Source organism: Dictyobacter sp. Z7_2, assembly GCF_057551105.1.
Map to the genome: position 1 here is coordinate 1151820 of NZ_BAAJPE010000001.1, position 19517 is coordinate 1171336.

The following is a 19517-nucleotide window of genomic DNA, read 5'->3' on the forward strand; positions in this document are numbered from 1 at the left end:
TGCGAATAGAAAGTAGCCAATAACGGCTTTATGACACAAGATTGGAGAACGATTATCATGCGGCAATATAACAACATTCAAGAGGAGATGTATATGCAAGAAAACAAGAGGATTTTAATCCATGCCAATAACGAATATAGGGATTGTCGCACACGTAGATGCCGGCAAGACAAGCCTGACCGAGCGCATATTATATGAGACACATGTCATTGAGGAAATTGGTCGCGTAGATCAAGGAAATACCCAGACCGATTCGATGGATCTGGAAAAGAGAAGAGGGATCACGATCAAAGCATCGGTTGTCTCTTTCTTTGTACAGGATCTTAAAGTTAACCTGATCGATACTCCCGGACACGCCGACTTCATGGCAGAGGTGGAGCGATCCTTCAGTGTCCTCGACGGAGCCATTCTCGTCATATCAGCGGTAGAAGGAATTCAAGCGCAGACAAAAATTTTAATGAAAATTCTGATGCAGCTTGGGATTCCCACCATCCTCTTCATAAATAAGATAGATCGCAGTGGAGCACAGTCCCAGACGCTCGTCGAGAGCATCAAAGCCAGGCTCGCAGAGCATGTGCTACCCCTCTATCGTGTCGAAAAAATCGGCACCAGACAAGCATCTATCCTTGAAAACAGCCTCAATCGCGACGGAGATCGCGCTTTTCTAGAGGACTGTATCGAACTCGTCGCGCTACACGATGAAGCCTTCCTGGAAGCTTATGTCAGCGGAGCAGCGATTGCCGAGGATCAGCTAAAAAAGGCGTTACAGCATCTCATCCGAGAAGCGAAAGTATATCCCATCTTTTTTGGCTCGGCCATCACAGGAGTTGGCATCACTGAGTTGCTGGCCAATCTTGCCACGATGTTTCCCACCAATGATTGTCTGGAGGACGCTCCCTTATCTGGAGTGGTCTTCAAAATTGAAAAAGCGGCAGCAGGAGAAAAAATCGCCTATGTAAGAGTGTTTTCAGGCAGTATACGCACACGAGAATACATCCACGTCAGCAGAAAGAATCATGATAGTAGCCTCGAGACCTATACAGATAAGATTAAAAAACTGCACATATTTTCCGCCGGGAAAACGATCCAGGTGCAAAGGGTGGAAGCAGGCGAGTTTTGTAAAGTCTGGGGTCTCAAAGACGTCAAAATTGGCGACGTGCCAGGTGTATGGTCTGACAAAATTAAAGCCATCCACTTTGCCGCCCCGCAGATGGAAACGCGTGTCGAGGCCCGACAACCTGAGCAGAAGCACCGACTCTACCGAGCACTTGTCGCACTGGCGGAAGAAGATCCGCTCATCCAGGTTCTCAAGGACGATTTCCATCATGAAATCTATCTGCGACTCTTCGGAGAAGTGCAAAAAGAGGTGATAGAGACGATCCTCAAGGAAAACTATGGCCTGGACATTGTTTTCTCAGAGACCAGAATAGTCTGTGTTGAAAAGCCAAAAGCCAGCGGAGAAGCCGCTGAGATCATCGGCACGGCGGATAATCCCTTTCCCGCCACCGTCGGCTTCAGGATCGAGCCGGGACCCTCAGGCAGCGGCGTGACGTACAGATTAGAAGTGAAGCTGGGTTCATTGCCTCTTCCCTTTCACCGCGCCATCGAGCATACCGTCTTCGAGACGCTGAAACAGGGTCTGTACGGCTGGGAAGTCACTGATAGTATCGTTATCCTCACCCACACCGGCTATTCCAGTCCCGTGACAACCGCCGGAGATTTCAGAAAGCTTGTGCCGCTTGTCTTAATGGCAGCACTCTCGCACGCCGGCACCGAGGTCTACGAACCAGTCAACCAATTCGAATTGACCATTCCCGCACAAACGATCAGCAAAACGATCCTCAAATTATCGGCCTCAAAAGCCGTATTTGAGATACCTGAGATGCATAACGAGACATTTCTCATCAGCGGAACTTTACCCGTAGCCACAACCGAGACCTTCAAACAAGAGATGCGCTCTTTTACAGAGGGAGAAGGCGTTTTCATCTCCAAGCCATCTGGATTTATCAAAATAGAAAGCGCCTTCCCAATCCGCAAAAGGGTCGATTTTAATCCACTCAACAGAAAGGACTACTTGCTGCATATTCTTCACACGTATTAATCCGTAATAGGTAGGCGAACCTGGAAGCGGGTATCGCCTACCCGCGACTCGCATTTCATCGAGCCGCGATGCTGCTGGACAATGATCCGATAGCTGATATCGAGTCCCAGGCCGGTGCCTTCGCCGGCCTTTTTGGTTGTGAAGAAGGGATCAAAGATCTGCTTCTGAATCTCGATGGGGATACCTGATCCATTATCCTGGATTTCTACCAACACTTGATCTTGATCTCTGCTGGTCCTGATCTGGATGCGGCGATCGGATACAGGCACCGCACTGAGGGCATCGATGGCATTATCAAGCAAGTTTGTCCAGACCTGATTGAGCTGGCTTCCATAGGCGGTGATCTTCGGCAGATCGCGGTCGTAGTGACGCTCAACGGTGATGCTCTGCTTTTTGAGCTTGTAGCTCAGGATGGCCAGGGTATTATCCAGGCCCGCATGAATGTCGACATCCTGAACGGGCATCTGATCCATGTAGGTATAATCCTTGATAGCTTTGACCAGATCCGAGATCCGCGCCGATCCCGTCTCAAGCGTGGCCGTGACACGGATGACAGAAAAGGTGGCACACAGCCAGTCAAGGGCTAGCGGCAGCGCTTCCTCTGAAAATTGAGGAGCTAAAGCCTCAAGATCCTGAAGGCTGATATTCACATCGACAAAGGTCGGCGCGAGATTCCAGCTTTCACTCACATCATGCTCGTCCAGCCAATTCTGCAACTCATCTTCCAGATCGCTCCGCGCCAATGCATCCAGGCGCGGAGCGCTGTCCAGTCCCTTGAGGATGGTACGACGAAATGCGGTGAGGACGTCTCGACTCTTGTCATCGAGCAATTGCCCAAGCTTCAAGGTACGCTCCTCCTGCTCGCCAATCACCTCGCGCAACTGTTCCGCTCCACGCCGAATGGCTGCCGCCGGATTGTTCAGCTCGTGTGCCAGTCCTGCCGATAATTTACCGAGGGCCGCCAGCTTATCTTGCTGCCGAATCATCGATTCGAAATTATGCGCACCGCCGTAGAGGCCCGCCAGCAGATGATTTATCACCGGGAAGCCCTGATTCAGCATGCTTTGGACGTTCTCTTTCGAGATGCGCACGATGCGACAACGCCGCATCGTATGGATGGCATAGGCATTTTGTGTCAGGAGATCACCAATGGTCGGTAACCATCCTCCCCAGATGCCCGGACGGTCGGTATCTTCCGTGACGATATCACGTCCGTTGTATTTGCGCGTAAACTGTAGCCGGCCAACAAGCAGGATCAAAAGCGCGTTAGCCGGCTCATCATCGCCTAAAATCCTCAAGCCCGCTTCGAATACGACCACCTCTGAGTGCTCACATACCCACTGCAATTGTTCCTCGGTACATTTTTCAAAGAAGAATGTCGTCTGTAGCTCTGCGACGGTCGGTTTTTCCATCTACGTGCTCTTTCTGATTGAAACTCAAGGGCCTACACTTTAAGGATCTAGACTTTACTAAGATATTGATGCACAAATTGGACCGCACTCGATCCATCTCCGACGCTTGCAGCCACACGCTTGATCGAGTGCAGGCGGACATCTCCTGCCACGAAGATACCTGGGATATTTGTCTCTAACAAATATGGATCACGTTCGAGCGCCCAGCCCTTTGGACGCTTCCCAGCCTGGAAAAGATCAGGCCCCGCTAAGATAAATCCCTGTCCATCGCATTCAAGCTGGCCGTCCAGCCACTCTGTACGCGGCATGGCTCCGATAAAGATAAACAACGCGGTCGTCGGCAAGACTTCTCGCGCTCCTGTCTCACTACTGGCAACAATAATCCGCTCAAGATTATGTTCGCCTTCGACCCCAACGACCTGCGTGTTGATGCGAACCGTAATATTTTTCTGCAAGCCGATCTCATCAATGAGATATTGTGACATGCTTTTGGTGAGCGATGTCCCACGTATCAGTATCGTAACCGAGCGCGCATAGCGAGCAAAGTAGAGCGCGGCCTGTCCGGCTGAGTTAGCTCCTCCTACGATATAGACGTCTTCTCCCTGATGCGCGAGCGCTTCGCTGATCGCCGCTCCGTAATAGACGCCGATGCCATTAAAACGCTCGATATCGGGCACATCCAGGGTCCTATAAGAAACGCCAGTAGCGATAATCAGCGCATGGCAGGTGATCTCAGTGCCATCGGCCAGCGTGATATAGCGATAAGGATCTTCAATGCGCAGCTTGACCACCTCCTGAGGAGCCAGCATCTCAACGCCAAAACGCAGCGCCTGCGAGACCGCTCGCCTTGAGAGATCCGCTCCGGAGAGGCCCGTTGGAAATCCCAGATAGTTCTCGATGCGTGAACTCGTCCCCGCCTGACCGCCAGGAGCCTCGCGCTCGACCATGACCGTCGAGAGTCCTTCGGAGGCTCCATAGACAGCCGCCGCCAGTCCGGCAGGCCCTCCACCAATAATCACAAGATCGTAGAATGAGCTCCCCGCCTGCGTGCGCAAGCCGACGCGCTCGGCAATCTCCGCAGGAGAAGGATTCTGAAACACTTCGCCATCGGGAAAGATGACCAGCGGCAACGTGGGTGTGGTCATCTGCATGACCTGGAGCAGATGTTGTCCCTCAGCGTTTTCGAGATCGATCCACTGATAGGGCACGCCGTTACGACCCAGAAACTCTTTGATCAGATGCGACGAGGATGACCAATGTTGACCAAGCACCCGAATACCCTCAAAGGGCGAACGATTCGTGCCTTGCCAATCGCCGAGCAGATCATCAACCACCGGATAGAGATGCTGATCCGGCGGGTCCCAGGGCTTCATCAGATAATAATCCAAGCGAATATCGTTAATGGCCTGAATAGCAGCCGTAGAATCAGCATACGCCGTTAGCAGGACCCGTTTTGCCAGAGGAAAGACACTAAATGCTTCTTTCAAAAATTCTATTCCATTCATCTGCGGCATGCGATGATCGGTGAGAAGCAAGGCTACTTGCTCGTTACGCACCGCGACACGCCGGAGAATAGATAATCCTTCGTGACCTGAGATCGCCTTCATGACACGGTATTCTTTGCCATACTTACGCCGTATATCCCGTTCAACCGCCTGTAATACTTCAGGCTCATCATCAATCAACAGAATAATGGGTCTGGGCATCGTGAAAACTCCTTACTAATACTTCGAAAGCATTTGCAAACATAGACAATATAACACAATGAGCAGAGAAGGCGGCATCAAAGCCAGCCGGCGTAGCGCCGTGGTCTTGCGCCCGGCGGCCTCGTGACGTACGTAACGCTCGCTTTTGTTACTCAATGCGGCAAAGCGACAAGGAACATTTTCGTGCGTGAACTGGTCGCCGGGCACAAGACCACGGCGCTACTACTCTGTCAAAAGTCATCACGCCGATGCGGTATCGGTGATGTGTGTCCAAAACAGCTCCGGAAGGCGATGGGGTGAGAGGCTCACCTCATTGGGATGCTCGTCTCCAATGCGACATTGGTGCGATGGCCTTTGGCAGCGTAATAGGCATCTGGGTATCTGGCTCAATCGATGCTTTCAGGCATCATCTCTTCCCTGCCAGCTCGCTCGTTAGCCTGGAGCAGGTCTAACAGCGCCTGGTGCAGTTGTCCAATGGCGGGACGGAAAATAAAAAGACCTTCCAAAAGCAAGACCAGGAGTGTAAGGAAAAATAACGCCAACTCAACCAATTTTAGCTGCAAAATATGCTCTTGCGCCTCTTGCTGATACTGTGCCACAATCTGGCCTATGCCCACCAGGAACTTCGTCTGGGCGCTGAGAATCTCGCGGATAGGAGGTAAAAAAGCTGTTGATGATACCGCTGGTGTTCGCGTTGGCTCGGCAAGAGCAAGGAGTATGTTGGAGGCTTGTAACATGGATTCATATGAGGGTTCAATGCTGGCAAATAAGTGCTGGATCTCCAGACTATTCTGGCCGGGAAGACCCATGGTCGCATCCCCATGTTGGAGACCTTCCTGACTGCTCTTCCATAACGTCACAACGTCGCGCAATTCTTGCGCATTCCGCTGACGATCCTGAGCACCCGTGAAAACTTCGAGTGTCAGGGCCGCCTTACTCAAACGCTGGCTTAACATGCCCTGACGACCGGCAGTGTTGATTACCAGGGCGTCACTCGCTTGCTGCTTCGACGCTGACTGGAGCACGATCTGACCGAGCAGGGCCAGCACAGCAATGCTGCTCAGCGCAATGGTATAAAGTATCGATAAACGATGCGCGGGAGGTCTGGATTGTGATTTTATTGTATACATATACGATTACACTCCATAATTAATAAAATATCATATCTGGCGCAAAAGCGCGCCGCGCTTACTCGATCAATGGTCATTGTCCCTCATCCAGGGATACTCTTTGAAAAGTATTGTATTCAAGGATACCACGCAACTCAAGTGGCCTACACAGTTGCTTTTTTCGCTCAGGTCCTCTACACTTGAGCTGTATTTAATACCCACGCCCCAATATTTTATATAAATTGTGAGAAATGAAGATGCAACAGAGCGCTGACCATAGTGGTCAACTTCTAGGTAACTATCGCCTCATACGACGTCTGGGACAGGGAGGCTTCGCGGAAGTCTATCTCGGAGAACATGTTCATCTCAAGACGCAGGTCGCCATCAAAGTACTCCTGACCCATCTGACGCAGGAGGCGATCGATACGTTCAGGCATGAGGCACAAACAATTGCCCATCTGCGACATCCCTCGATTGTGCAGGTCTACGACTTCGGCCTCCAGGACAATATCGCCTATCTGATTATGGATTATGCTCCCCACGGCACCTTACGTGATCGCCATCCCAAAGGCAGTATACTCCCATTGAACACCATCGTCGTGTACGTCAGACAGATCGCTGAAGCGTTGCAGTACGCGCACGATCAAAGACTCATCCACCGCGACGTGAAGCCTGAAAATATGCTGCTCGGCGAGCAAGATCAGTTGCTACTCAGCGATTTTGGGATCGCCCTGACATCACACGGCACAATTTCTCAAAGCACGCAGAACATCGCCGGAACGGTCGTCTACATGGCTCCCGAGCAGATCCAGGGATATCCACGACCGGCAAGCGACCAATACTCACTGGCAGTCGTCGTCTATGAATGGCTCTGTGGCAATCGCCCTTTTCAGGGAACATTCACACAGATTGCCCTTCAACAAAGCATCACACCACCGCCACCTCTCCGCCAATATCTGCCGACGCTCCCGCTAGAAATTGAGCAGGTCGTGATGATTGCCTTGAACAAAGATCCTCAGCAGCGCTTCCCTTCGATTCGCGCCTTCGCGCAGGCATTGGAGCAGGTCAGCAGCCAGCAGCCCATACCCGGAGGCAGCGGAAACTTCTTTATGCCCTCACCTTATCAAACCAAGCCCGCTCCGCTCACGACCAATCCACCTGTTTCTACGCAGGCTGGACCAAAACAGCCAGCACAGATATCACGTCGAACGGCGCTGATCGGAGTATGTGGACTGGTCGCCATTGCCAGTAGTGGGCTCACATGGGTTGTCCTCTCGCAGAGAACGTCAGGAGGAACCGTGACACAGTCTCATGGTACGCCCACCGAGACACAGGCAGTACTTACCCCGGCCACAGCCGCGCTACTCACGTACAAAAAGCATACCGACGATGTCGCAGGCATCGACTGGTCTCCCGATGGGAAGTCGATCGTCACGGTAGCTGAGGACGGCACAGCACAGGTCTGGACGGCCGAGACCGGCGATCGCCTGTTCTCCTACAGCAGTCAGATCCAGCCCGCCGAGTCAAATGATACTGCCCTCGCCGTACGCTGGCTGGCTGATAGCAAACGCTTTGTGGTCGGTTTCGATGACGGAACGACTCAGGGAGTCGATACGAGCACGCAAAAACAATTCGCCAGCTACGGCGACACATCGGTAGGTATCAACGGAGTCGCGTGCTCGCCCGACGAAAAATATCTGGCCGCCGGCGGCGAGGACGGTAAAGTTCGGGTCTACGAATTGGCCACGCAGAAACTAATGACAACGTTTACAGGGCATGCTAATATAGTGCAAACCTTGGCCTGGTCACATGATGGTCACAAGATCGCATCGGGTAGCTACGATAATACGGTACAGGTCTGGAATGCAACCACCGGACAAGCACTGCTCAACTTCAACGAGCATCAGCGTGAGGTCACCTCTGTCGCCTGGTCGGCAGATGACAGCCGCCTGGTGTCCTGTAGCATGGATAATACGGCCCAGATCTGGGATGCAAAATCAGGGCATGTCTATCTAAGCTATAAGAAACATAAGGGCGGCTGGCTCAACGCCGTTGCCTGGTCTCCCAACGGCAAATATATCGCGTCGGCCGGCGAGGTAGGTACCGTAACTGGCAATGTCTTTATCGGGACGCGTGGTACTAAAGAGGTGAATATGCATGTTTGGGATGCAAAGACAGGTGTGACGCATGCCACATATCAGTCATTGCCCATCAATGGCATTGCCTGGTCCTCAGACAGCACACGCATTGGGACCGCCTGTACAAACAGTATCTCCCAGATCTGGCGTGTGCTCTAAGGACAGAACATATGATATGATCACGGCTGCGTCACAATGCGATCAACGTCGGGAGCGGGTCCGTTGGGATTTGACAGCCGGATGTTATTATTCCCCGCTTGCAACGTGATCGTGATGCTCCCGACATAAGGAGCATAATCACAACAATTCCCCGTTGCGACTTGTAGACCTACTTCGATATTGCCGCCGCCATTGACGCTCACGAAGAGTTGTGTCACGCGATTGGGGACCGAATTATAGTAGTAAACGAGCAACGTATAGCTGCGCGTATGAGCGGAAGTAACGCCATTGAAGATCAGCGTATCACTACCATAGATCCAGCCAATCCTATTCCCACTCGAACAATAGGGGCAGCTGAATTCTTTGAGATTGGCCGCCCGCGTGTTCTGAGAAGATTCTGCTTCGTATGATGCGCTTACATCCACGATCGGCTTCGGCGTTGGCGTCGGATGCACGACGACAACCGGCGCTTTGGTTGGCGTCGGGACCCGCACCGGCACGGATGTGGGCGCTAAAGCTGGTATGAAAACTGGTGGAGTCGTCGGCTTTGCTGTCGGCTTGGACACTGGCTTTGCTGTCGGCTTCGGTTTTGGTTTTGACGTCGGCTTTGGCTTCGGCTTCGGAGTTGGAGTAGCTGTCAACCAGGTAATCACGATCGAGGTCGGACTTAATAAAGGCGCCTGCGACGGTAACAGGCTCTTAGGAGCTCCTGAAGCTGCCAGTACTGGATCACGATTAATAGCCTTGATCACGCCAGCATCAAACACCTGTCCAAGCATGGCAAAAATGAGCACCACTATCACAGCCATCACGAGCAAGCGCCACGTTCGTTGTTTGGGCAATACGACCGCACTCTGGCCTGCCACCTGAGCGTGAGCCTCGCTACGCCTGGCCTGAGCACGTGCGGATAAGACAATACCAGGAATAAGCAGTGGTGCCGAGATGCTTGAAGCAGGCTCTACCTCCGAGACCTCAGGAACTGTATCAACTTCTGCCAGATCTTTATCGGCCAATTCCTCACCCAAAGGAGCTGATGAGCTTACAAGCGGATCTGGTCTGGTCGGCCGTAAGGAAAAATCTTCCTCAGCCGAGACAGGTACAAGCACTTCCGTCGGGAGATCTTCCTCAGCCGAGGTAGGTAAAAAAACTTCCGTCGGGAGATCTTCCTGAGTGGGAACGCTCATCTCACCAGCCAGAGCATTATCCTCAATCGGCTCAACCACCGCTTCTGGCTTAACGACCATCTCCAGCTCAACGACCACCTCCGGCTCATCTGCCTTCACTGGCTCAGGACTGAGGGAAGCTGCTACTTTTTCTTCAGCCGGGGCACGCTCCTCAAACATCTCGGGAGACATCTGGAGAGGAGCTGTTTCCTGCGAGTTCACAGGACGAAAGCCTCGACGCCGAGGGGCAGCCGTCAGATGCGCAAATGGAAAGGCTGGCAGCTCTGGCTGAGAGGCTGCTTTCAAGGCGGTCAGAAATGTGGGGAGATCGCTGTAACGCCTGTGTGGCTTCAACTCTATGGCCCGCAGCATCACCGTTTCGACCATGTAGGATAACGCCGGGACAAGCGTCGTGGGTGCGAGCGGTGCCGCCAGATCTGAGAGTTGCGCTGGCAGAGATTGACCATCCAACTTAAAAGGTAGCGTGCCCGTCACCAGCTCATAGAGCAGACATCCCAGAGCATATTGATCACTGGCAGGATCTACCTCGCCCGCCAATTGCTCCGGCGCCAGATAGCAGGTCACGTTCTCATCAGACATATCCTCAATCTGCGTCTCATCGATGATGGTCCCCAGACTAAAGTCTGTCAGCAGCACTTCTCCCCGCTCGTTGAGCATGATGTTTTCTGGCCTGATATGCAGATGTACAATCGATTGGCTATGAGCAAAGGACACTGCTTGTCCTATCCGCAACACAAGCTTGATCGCCTCATCAATGCTCAAGCGCTCAGTGGAGCGTTGCTGCAAATGCTGACGTAGCGAGCCCGCCGACAGGTAGTCACTGACAAAATACGGCTTCCCCTCTTCTATTCCCACCTCCCGCACCGCAACGATACCCGGATGACTCAAAAGCTGCAAGTGCTGGGTCATCTGTCGAGCATCTTGCTGGCTCACAGATGGCAGGAGGCATCTGGCATCAAATATTTTGAGCAAGACTTTCTGCTCTGGCTCGTCGGAGGGGGAGGCAAGATAGATATCACGTCCAGCTTTGTAAGCGATATGAGAGGCAAGATAATAATGATGAAATGTAGACAATGATTTATACCTTTAAACGATACATGCTTCCATACACTTTTCTCGATACATCCTAAGCGTCGGACATAGTGAATATAGACTCTATTCCATATATCAGCTCAACTCATTCCCTTAAAATTGCTTAGATAAGAGGATGGAGAGCAGCAATAAGAGATTGTCTTATCCATAAAAAAAGCAAAATCTCCTGTTGAAAGAAAATGCAGATGAATGCGTTAACTATTATATTATGGAAGCCTTGCAGGAGACAAGTCAAATTGTTATCATGAAATAGTAAAAAAGGTTCCTAATCTATGGAGACAGGAGGTTTGGTATCCGGAAAGAGATCCTGGATGCCTGGTTTGCGACTCCTTATGCAGATGATGATTGGAATCGCTTGCAGATACAACGCATCAGCCAGTTTGAGGCACACGAGAAAAAAGAAGCATAAATAATCTTTTCTGCTTTATTCAAAGAGACTGCATCTGCAAATGCGTCTTCAAGATCGCATGAGCACGCTGGAGAGCCTTGAATTTCGCTTCGTCACCGCCGGTATCGGGATGATATTGCTTTACCAATTGTCGATACTGTCGTTTCACATCCTCATCCGTCGCCGTACGGTCCAGATGGAAAAAGTTCAAGGCCTCATCGACGGCTGAATGCGAGCCACGATATGGTTCCTGAAAGCTCTGCTGCTGCCATTGAGCACGGATGGTGGCTTCCAGCAGGAGTCGTTCAAGTGGGCCAGAAAATTCTAGCCAGGATGCAAACTGCACCAGCAACTGTTTATGCAAACACCAGTTATTGCCTTTGACGCTGTAGCGCCAATCGGTACGATAGATCGTGGCATACTCAGGGAGCAGACGATAGGCATTCATGGCTTTTCGCAGCGCAGAAAACGCATCTTTCACGGAACGTCGCAGAGCTCCATCGCGCGAATTGACGCCGCGATTCTCGATCTGAATGATGTAGTAGTCATCCCCTACATCATAGATATTGGTTACCCGTAACTTATACATGGACAATTCTTATCCCTGAGCCTTTTACTCTTTTCCATCAACTCTATCAAATTAACTTCCATTTGGCAACACAATCTTTCTGGCAGACAAAATATTGCACAGCTCAGACAAATTTGTCACTTCTTACGATCTCTATCCGTTTTTATTTACAAGCACAACTATTACAATTTATATAGCAGAATATTACCTTTCACTACTCCCATTTACACTGTTTTGTCGGAGGAAAGATACCTACTTTTCACATCTCACATACGGTTCGTGCAACACTCCTCCTGGCAAATATATTCGTAAAATACTTTTAAAAAGGATATATGTTATGACAACCATCTTGCTCTACTGCCAGATATGTCACACAGAGAACCCGGCTCATGCGACCTTCTGCATCGCGTGCGGCGAGCCATTAGTCAATAATATCACCGGCACAAGCCACCTGACGGGTCGACTCTCTCCTCATCAGATCCTTAAAGAGCGCTATCATATCCTAACACCCATCGGACGAGGAGGCTTCGCCGCTGTCTATCAGGCCCAGGATACGCAACTGCACAATCGTCGCGTCGCGATCAAAGAGATGAGGCAGCGCGGCCTGAGCGCTCAGGAGTTGGGTGAAGCAGTTAAAGCCTTTGAGCATGAAGCGCAGTTGCTAGCCAGCCTCCTCCATCCCAATCTACCACGCATCTATGATCACTTCAGCGAGCAAGGACGCTGGTACCTCATCCTGGATTTTATCGAGGGCGAGACGTTAGAAGAAACCTTGCTACGTCAAAACGATCAGCGCCTCTCGCTTCAAGAAACGTTAGATATCGGAATCCAGCTCTGCTCCGTGCTTGACTACCTTCATACGCGTCGTCCATCGATCATATTCCGCGACCTCAAACCGGCCAACATTATGAGCACATCATCGAAACATCTCTACCTGATAGACTTTGGCATCGCACGCCACTTCAAGCTCGGCCAAGTCAAGGATACAATCGCGTTTGGCTCTCCAGGATTTGCCCCGCCTGAGCAATATGGGAAAGCTCAGACCACGCCACAGAGCGACATCTACAGCCTGGGAGTACTCTTTCATCATCTTCTATCAGGATTAGATCCAGCGGATAAACCCTTTCAACTTCCTCCACTACCCCTGTACGGCTCCGGCATGCCAGAAATGGAACAGTTGATTACGCGCATGACGGCTCTGGATACCGGACAGCGACCCACAAGTGCCGCCGCAGTGCAAGCTGAATTGCAGATGATAGTAGCTCTAAGCACGGGTGAGCATGCTAGTCCGAGCGAAGTCCAGACGCAAAGACAGTTCAACACAGAGACAAACACGCCTCCACGCACTGCTGAACGAGAACGCTCATCCGAGAGACAGCAGGAACAGATACAAGAGCAGAGACAGGAGGAGTCTCCACCCATCGATCCTCTACGGCGCAAGCTGATCATTGGAGGCGTCCTGACTGGCCTCGCGCTGACAGCCGCAGCAGGAGGAGTCCTGAGCTTTTACGCTCCATCAGCGGTGAAGTCTCAAGCCAGACCTAAACCTGTAGCTCCACGCCCAACGGCCCCTCCTCCAGCAAGTCACTTTGCCCCGGACGTGATGTTTGGTTTTGATGCACAGCACACAAACTTCAACACCTCTGAAACAATACTGAACCCCAGCAACGTCTCTCATCTAAAGACCGCGTGGCACACTGAACCGCTTGGACAAATTGGCTTTTCTTCACCCATAGTCAGCGGAGACTCTGTTTATCTCGTTACAGAAGATGGCCGCCTTTGGGCTTTCAATGCGGCCTCTGGTCAGACACGCTGGGTCACCAATGGACCTCAAAGCAGCGTAGCAGGATTAACGGGCACCTCATCCACGGTGGCAATCGCCAAAGGGATAGCCTATTTCTGTTTACAAGATCGCAATCTGTATGCCTTCGATGCAATCACGGGTCAGCCTCGTTGGATCTCCTCTACCCCAAGCGCATACTACTCACCTACTGTGGTCGACGGCATCGTCTACTCAACTAATGACGCGAGCTTGTCCGCTTTTGATGCCGTGACAGGTCACCTCCGATGGACATCTTCCGCTCCACTAACAATTGGTTCACCGGTAGCAGTTGCACATCAAATAATCTATACCGTCCAATCAGACAATAGTCCATATCAAGGTCGCATCTATGCACTCAATGCGGCAATAGGCCAGACACATTGGATCTCTGACCTGATCACACATGGCATCGATACCAACTCCTCACCCACGGTAGCAAATGGAATGGTCTATGTCGGTTCGGGCGATGGAGGGGTGGTCGCCTTTGACGCCACTACGGGTCACACGCGCTGGATCTCTGCTCCTTCCGCAGGCAGTAGCGGGTCTTCGCCAGCAGTCGCGAACGGCATCGTCTATCATTCGCAGGAGCAAGTCACCGCTTTTGATGCCATGACAGGCCAAACGCTCTGGGTCTCTGACGACGTTGGAGCATTCAGCGCCGATTCAACGCTTGTCGCCAACGGAGTCGTCTATGTGTGTTCGGCCGCAAGCAACAATGTCTATGCACTCGATGCTAAGACCGGGAAAACGTTATGGATATCCCCACCAGCCAACGATCAAGTATTCACGACACCAGCTGTCGCAAATGGGATGGTCTACCTCGCCTCGGGGTCCAGAGGAGGTCCACTCTATGCGTTCCGCCTGTAGAGGCTGTACCATAAGTCAAGCAGCAATGTAATTCCATTATTGTGACACGGAAAACTGCTGAAGGGCCTGTTTAATCCTGGCAAAGGCAGCATCTGTCTTGCTGCCCAGCCATCCAAAGCTGATAAAACCATGGGGCATGCCTGGATAACAGACAAGGTCGACTGCGTTTCCAGACGCTTGGAGACGATCCGCATAGGCTTTGCCTTCGTCACTTAAAGGATCATATTCGCCAGTCAGAATGAGAGCCGGCGGAAGATTGGTCAGGTCATCTGCCAGGAGTGGCGAGACATAGGGATCTCTGAGATCGGCGGGTTGCTGAATATACAAATTGAGAAAGTAATCCATTGCTTGACGAGGGAGCACTGGCGTATCGTCATAGCGCCGCTTAGAAGGAAAGGTATCCCCCATATCCACCGCTGGATAAATCAGTACCTGGAATGCGATCGGCGGACTGGCCGATTCACGTGCCATTAGGCTAACGACCGCTGCCAGGTTGCCTCCTGCACTATCTCCCATAACGATTAATTTGCTCGGGGACGCACCCAGTTCATCTGCATGTTCCGCCACCCAACATGTAGCATCATACGCATCTTCCACCGCCGCCGGATATGGATACTCCGGTGCCAGACGATAATCTACTGAGACGACCAGTGCTCCGTTCTCTACGGCGACACGTCGGCAGATGGCGTCATGACCGTCAAGTCCACCCAATACCCAACCACCACCATGAAAAAAGACGACGACTGGTAGGTTCGCTACTCGTAGGGGACGATATATCCGTACGGGGATAGAGGCGTGTCGACCGGGGATTGAGCGATCTGTGATGTCGGCAATGCGTATGTGCTGGAACAATATGTTGGATAGCATCTTGGAGTTCGAACCTGCTTGCATTTTTTTCAGATCGCTCTCGGCTATTGATGGGCTATGACTCATCAGCCAGAAAAGCACTTTCGTCTTCCAGTCAAGCGTATATTTCTGCATAGATGAAATTACCCTTCCCCGTGTACTATCATCATGAGGACTTCATGTACTTATTTCCTTCCACTTTACCAGATCGACCTTCTTCTTGCAATACAGTAACTCATTTGGGTGCGGCGTTCCCATGACCAGTGTCAAGCGAAGCGAGGACACCGTAGCGTCGCACGCTGGCGTGCGATGTCCCAGAAGCTCGTACGATCAGGCCCGCCAGCGTGGTGCACCAAGAGCCTGCTTTCTCGTACGTCGCGTGGGACATCGCACGCCAGCGTGCGACGCTACACTGTCTTCGCTTCGCTTGACAGCTTTATCCAGGGCAAGAGGCAATTTAGAACTTTAGCGGCAACGCACGTAATCCCAGCATGGTTGCTCCTGGACGCCAGGTCAGCGTGGTAGGATCGACGTTGAGATCCAGATTGGGGAGGCGCGCAAGCAGTGTATTAATGGCTATCTGCCCTTCCATACGCGCCAACGGCGCGCCCAGGCAGTAGTGAATGCCTTTACCAAAGGCGAGATGACGATTCTCTGCGCGTGTGATATCCAGATCATCGGCTCCTTTAAAGACAGTGCCATCACGATTCGCAGAAGCAAGAGAAATCAGCATATAATCGCCGCGATGAATCTGCATGCCATGCAATTCGAGATCTTCTCGAGCCCAGCGCTGTGTCGCCACCGCCAGAGGTCCCTGATAGCGCAGAAATTCCTCAATGGCGGTTTTGATCAAAGATGGATCTTGCTGGAGCTTCTCCTTCTGATCTGGATGCGTCAGGAGGGCCAGCATGCCATTACTGATCAGGTTGACCGTCGTTTCGTGACCGGCCACCAGGAGCAGAAAGACCATCCCAATCAATTCATCTTCGCTTAATTTATCGCCTTCCATCTCGGCCTGCACAAGCCTGGTAAGGAGATCATCGCCATGCTGGTCGCGCCGTGCATGGATCATATCGCGCAGATACGTACGAAATTCCTGCATCGCCCCATAGGACTTCTTCACGGCCTCTGGATTGCCCGTCGCTTCGATAGCCGCATTTGACCATCTACGAAACTTCGAGTGATCCTCGGGAGGAATGCCCAGCATCTCAGTAATCACCGTAATCGGCAGAGGAAAGGCAACATCGCTAATCAGCTCCATCGCCCCGTTCGGCTCGACCGCATCGATCAGCTCGTTCGTAATCTTCTGGATACGCTCACGCCATTGCTCCACCAGGCGAGGCGTAAACGATAGATTGACCAGTGCTCGCAGCCGCGTATGATCCGGCGGGTCCGTGTTAAGCATATGATGATTCATCGATGGATCAGAGTTCGCCGCCTGCTCTTCCTCAGGACGTACCAGCCAGCTATACAATTCGGCAATCTTGGCCGGCGACATGGCATGATAGACATCCTTGATGAAGCGCTGGTCTTTTAAGATCACCTCAGCATCTTCGTAACGTGTCACCAGCCAGCCTTCCCGATTACCGGGTAATGCAAGTTTGTGAAAGGGATCCTCTGACCTCAGCTGAGCAAGGATAGGATATTGCTCTAATTTAAAGTCAGGAGAAGCGAGATTTATATCCAATGAACAATCTCCCAGGTATTGGCGCTGAAGATCTTACTACTGCTTTTCATCTACACAGCGCTATATTTCAATTTACTCCCTATACCATACCGTAAGAACAGGATTATTTCAAGCAAAATCAATTCTTAATAGAGGGACAGATTATTGGTGCCCCAAATGCCACTCACTATCATTAAAGCTAATTGTAGATCACAGGCAGCAGCAGCATAGTGAGCCGTATCTTGTATCAGTGCGAGAAAAGCTTGAGCTGCCTGCTTCTCCGTAGGAAAAATGACCATATCCTGGTTCGTTGAATGCCACTCACGAAAGTTTAAATCCACATAAATTTTCTCATCTTTTGATCGTTTGATGAATATGATACAGTTGCATGGCTCATCGGGTAAATAGAGCATTATCTACTATCCTTCGTAGCACTATATAGAGCAGGTAATGAATGCATTTTATACTCATTTTTTCACTACATACATATCATCTCTATCATCTCTATTATCATGGACATGCAATCTTGAGAAAAAGGCAGATAAGGCCGCTCGTCTCCGAGCAGTATTGAATGCTCACTCAACTATGAAAATGTTCACCATCTCTTTCGCACAAGAATGTCAAATTTTTATGTGAATAGATCAGTTATGGTACAGTAGTTCCATTAAGCACAAAAAGCCTTTAAAGAAGGGGGAAAACTTGGTCAACTCATATCCAAATTCACATCCTATAGATACGCAGCTTGTCGAAACAGCTGTACGGCAGATCTTTCCATCAGTTTCAATACAAATCACGCGCGTAACAGAAGGCGTTTCCACTATAGTCTATCGCATTATCTTCTCTGACAAAATCTTTTACCTGCGTATTCTTCCAAAGGAGCAGGAGCACGAAAGTTTTGCGCCAGAGGCGGCTATTCATACACAGCTCCGACGCCTTCAAGTCAAGGTACCAGAAGTGATCTACTTTGAACATTGTAATGAGTTGTTGCAACGCTCAATTATGGTCACCACCGAAATCAAAGGGATGCCGCTAAGTCAATCCCCCTCACTCAGCAAAGAAGAGCTACATGCAATTCTCATCGAAGCTGGTCGAGACCTGGCTCACATCAACAACATTCCCGTACAAGGGTTTGGCTGGATTGAACGTGACCGACCAGAGGAAGCGCCTCTCAGAGCCCAATGGTCAACGCATCGAGCATTTGCCCTCGAATATTGGGATGACGACCTTGCTTTTTTAGCCCAAAATATCCTTACAGCCTCCGATGCCGCACAGATTGAACAGATCCATTCTCGCTACAACTCATGGCTCGACGTTAAACAGGGACAACTGGCTCATGGAGATTTCGATACTACTCATATTTATCAGGAGAAGGGACACTATACGGGGATCATAGATTTCGGTGAGGTCCGCGGAACAAATGCCTGGTATGATCTGGGACACTTCCATATGCGCGAAGAAGACGTATTTCCCAAACAGCTTCTACCCTCTCTTTTGCATGGATACCAAGAGATCAACTCACTTCCTCCAAATTATGAGCCATTTATTCGCTTTGAAGCCTTTCTGATCACTATTCGAACGCTGGCTCGTGTTCTACAAAAGCGTCCTCACACACCCTATCAATTACATGGGCTGCGCCGGGATCTGGCTTTTCTTCAAGACTCGCTGACGTAACGATGAAATAGGGACAGCGCTTCAATACAGACCCAGCTCAGATGTGCCAACTCCTCGCGTCGCCTCTCAACGGCGGCGATGGCTTTCTCCGGCCGTCCGGCCGTCAGTTCGCTCAACACGGGCAGGATAACTTTGAAGTCATAACCTGCCTCTCTGAGCAGGACAATCACACGCAGGCGATACATTTGTTGTTCGTCGTAGAGGCGATAATGGCTGTACTTATCGCGTGTCGGATGTAAGAGACCTTGCTGCTCCCAGAAATGAAGGGCCGAGACACGCACGTCCACTTGCTTTGCGGCCTCTCCCACACGCAGTGGTCGTGAGTGGTAGATGTTAGTCGGAGGAGTAGGCCCGGCCGACAATATGCTTAAGGCTGACAGAGTCTGTTCGGCCTGGAGACGTTTGTTGGCAAGCTCGGCATGCCGCTCGTCGATCAAAGCCAGTGCGACTGAAAGCTTATCCTGATAAACCGCCTGCATAATTGCACGTGTTCGCAGCCAGCCATAGCCACCAGCCAGGCTGCGAGCAGTCTTGAGGGCGTCCAGATGTTTCTGTGTGTAGAGACGATAACCACTCGCGCTGCGCTCAGCTGGTGGTATCAAACCACTGGCCTCATAGTTGCGCACCTGCTGAACACTCATCTCACCCGACCGAGCCAGATCAACCGTACGCAAGTAACCAGAAAGTGTCATGTAAAAACCTCATGTGCTTTTAGAGACTATCCAAACATGCAGCTCTCTTTATACCATAGAACGGCCAAGAAATGAAGCTCAAATAGAGCTCTGGTA

14 protein-coding genes are annotated in these 19517 nt (G+C 51.1%); 4 read left to right on the forward strand and 10 right to left on the reverse strand.

What is annotated here, in order from left to right; all coding sequences use genetic code 11:
- Positions 1-121 precede the first annotated feature (121 nt).
- Entirely contained in the window at positions 122-2101 is a 1980-nt protein-coding gene (locus AC27N8_RS04320) for a GTP-binding protein (RefSeq protein WP_487064310.1), read from the forward strand.
- Here the strand turns inward: AC27N8_RS04320 and AC27N8_RS04325 are convergent.
- From AC27N8_RS04325 to AC27N8_RS04335, 3 genes are all read right to left on the reverse strand, one after another.
- Positions 2098-3513 carry an ATP-binding protein gene (locus AC27N8_RS04325; RefSeq protein ID WP_487064312.1) on the reverse strand — a complete coding sequence of 472 codons (1416 nt, stop codon included), beginning with the start codon at positions 3511-3513 and terminating at the stop codon, positions 2098-2100. The two genes, AC27N8_RS04320 and AC27N8_RS04325, sit on opposite strands and share 4 nt — an antisense overlap.
- A 47-nt stretch (positions 3514-3560) precedes the next feature.
- Complete coding sequence (locus tag AC27N8_RS04330; protein ID WP_487064314.1) at positions 3561-5219, reverse strand: FAD-dependent oxidoreductase; 1659 nt, start codon at positions 5217-5219, stop codon at positions 3561-3563.
- Positions 5220-5605: 386 nt separating this feature from the next.
- Positions 5606-6349, reverse strand: a complete 744-nt coding sequence (locus tag AC27N8_RS04335) for a type IV pili methyl-accepting chemotaxis transducer N-terminal domain-containing protein (RefSeq protein ID WP_487064316.1) — start codon at positions 6347-6349, stop codon at positions 5606-5608.
- Between the two features lie 236 nt (positions 6350-6585).
- Here AC27N8_RS04335 and AC27N8_RS04340 point away from each other — a divergent pair, with 236 nt between their 5' ends.
- Positions 6586-8625 carry a protein kinase domain-containing protein gene (locus AC27N8_RS04340; RefSeq protein ID WP_487064318.1) on the forward strand — a complete coding sequence of 680 codons (2040 nt, stop codon included), beginning with the start codon at positions 6586-6588 and terminating at the stop codon, positions 8623-8625.
- Between the two features lie 20 nt (positions 8626-8645).
- On the opposite strand, the gene AC27N8_RS04345 is transcribed toward AC27N8_RS04340, so the two are convergent.
- Together AC27N8_RS04345 and AC27N8_RS04350 are read right to left on the reverse strand one after the other, a co-directional pair.
- Positions 8646-10883 carry a protein kinase domain-containing protein gene (locus tag AC27N8_RS04345; protein ID WP_487064320.1) on the reverse strand — a complete coding sequence of 746 codons (2238 nt, stop codon included), beginning with the start codon at positions 10881-10883 and terminating at the stop codon, positions 8646-8648.
- Between the two features lie 446 nt (positions 10884-11329).
- On the reverse strand, positions 11330-11878 hold the full coding sequence (locus tag AC27N8_RS04350; RefSeq protein WP_487064322.1) for a J domain-containing protein: 549 nt from the start codon (positions 11876-11878) through the stop codon (positions 11330-11332).
- Positions 11879-12194: 316 nt separating this feature from the next.
- Here AC27N8_RS04350 and AC27N8_RS04355 point away from each other — a divergent pair, with 316 nt between their 5' ends.
- Positions 12195-14546 (forward strand): outer membrane protein assembly factor BamB family protein, encoded by a 2352-nt coding sequence (locus AC27N8_RS04355; RefSeq protein ID WP_487064324.1) that lies wholly within the window; start codon positions 12195-12197, stop codon positions 14544-14546.
- A gap of 36 nt (positions 14547-14582) precedes the next feature.
- Here AC27N8_RS04355 and AC27N8_RS04360 read toward each other — a convergent pair whose 3' ends face one another.
- The 4 genes from AC27N8_RS04360 to AC27N8_RS04375 form a co-directional block, all read right to left on the reverse strand.
- Entirely contained in the window at positions 14583-15527 is a 945-nt protein-coding gene (locus AC27N8_RS04360; RefSeq protein WP_487064326.1) for an alpha/beta hydrolase, read from the reverse strand.
- Positions 15528-15627: 100 nt separating this feature from the next.
- Positions 15628-15780 (reverse strand): hypothetical protein, encoded by a 153-nt coding sequence (locus tag AC27N8_RS04365; protein WP_487064328.1) that lies wholly within the window; start codon positions 15778-15780, stop codon positions 15628-15630.
- Positions 15781-15849: 69 nt separating this feature from the next.
- Entirely contained in the window at positions 15850-17079 is a 1230-nt protein-coding gene (locus AC27N8_RS04370; RefSeq protein WP_487064330.1) for a cytochrome P450 family protein, read from the reverse strand.
- A 125-nt stretch (positions 17080-17204) separates the two neighbouring features.
- Positions 17205-17399, reverse strand: a complete 195-nt coding sequence (locus AC27N8_RS04375) for a hypothetical protein (RefSeq protein ID WP_487064332.1) — start codon at positions 17397-17399, stop codon at positions 17205-17207.
- A gap of 358 nt (positions 17400-17757) precedes the next feature.
- Here AC27N8_RS04375 and AC27N8_RS04380 point away from each other — a divergent pair, with 358 nt between their 5' ends.
- On the forward strand, positions 17758-18729 hold the full coding sequence (locus AC27N8_RS04380; RefSeq protein ID WP_487064334.1) for an aminoglycoside phosphotransferase family protein: 972 nt from the start codon (positions 17758-17760) through the stop codon (positions 18727-18729).
- Here AC27N8_RS04380 and AC27N8_RS04385 read toward each other — a convergent pair.
- Entirely contained in the window at positions 18711-19421 is a 711-nt protein-coding gene (locus tag AC27N8_RS04385; protein WP_487064336.1) for a MerR family transcriptional regulator, read from the reverse strand. The two genes, AC27N8_RS04380 and AC27N8_RS04385, sit on opposite strands and share 19 nt — an antisense overlap.
- Positions 19422-19517 lie beyond the last annotated feature (96 nt).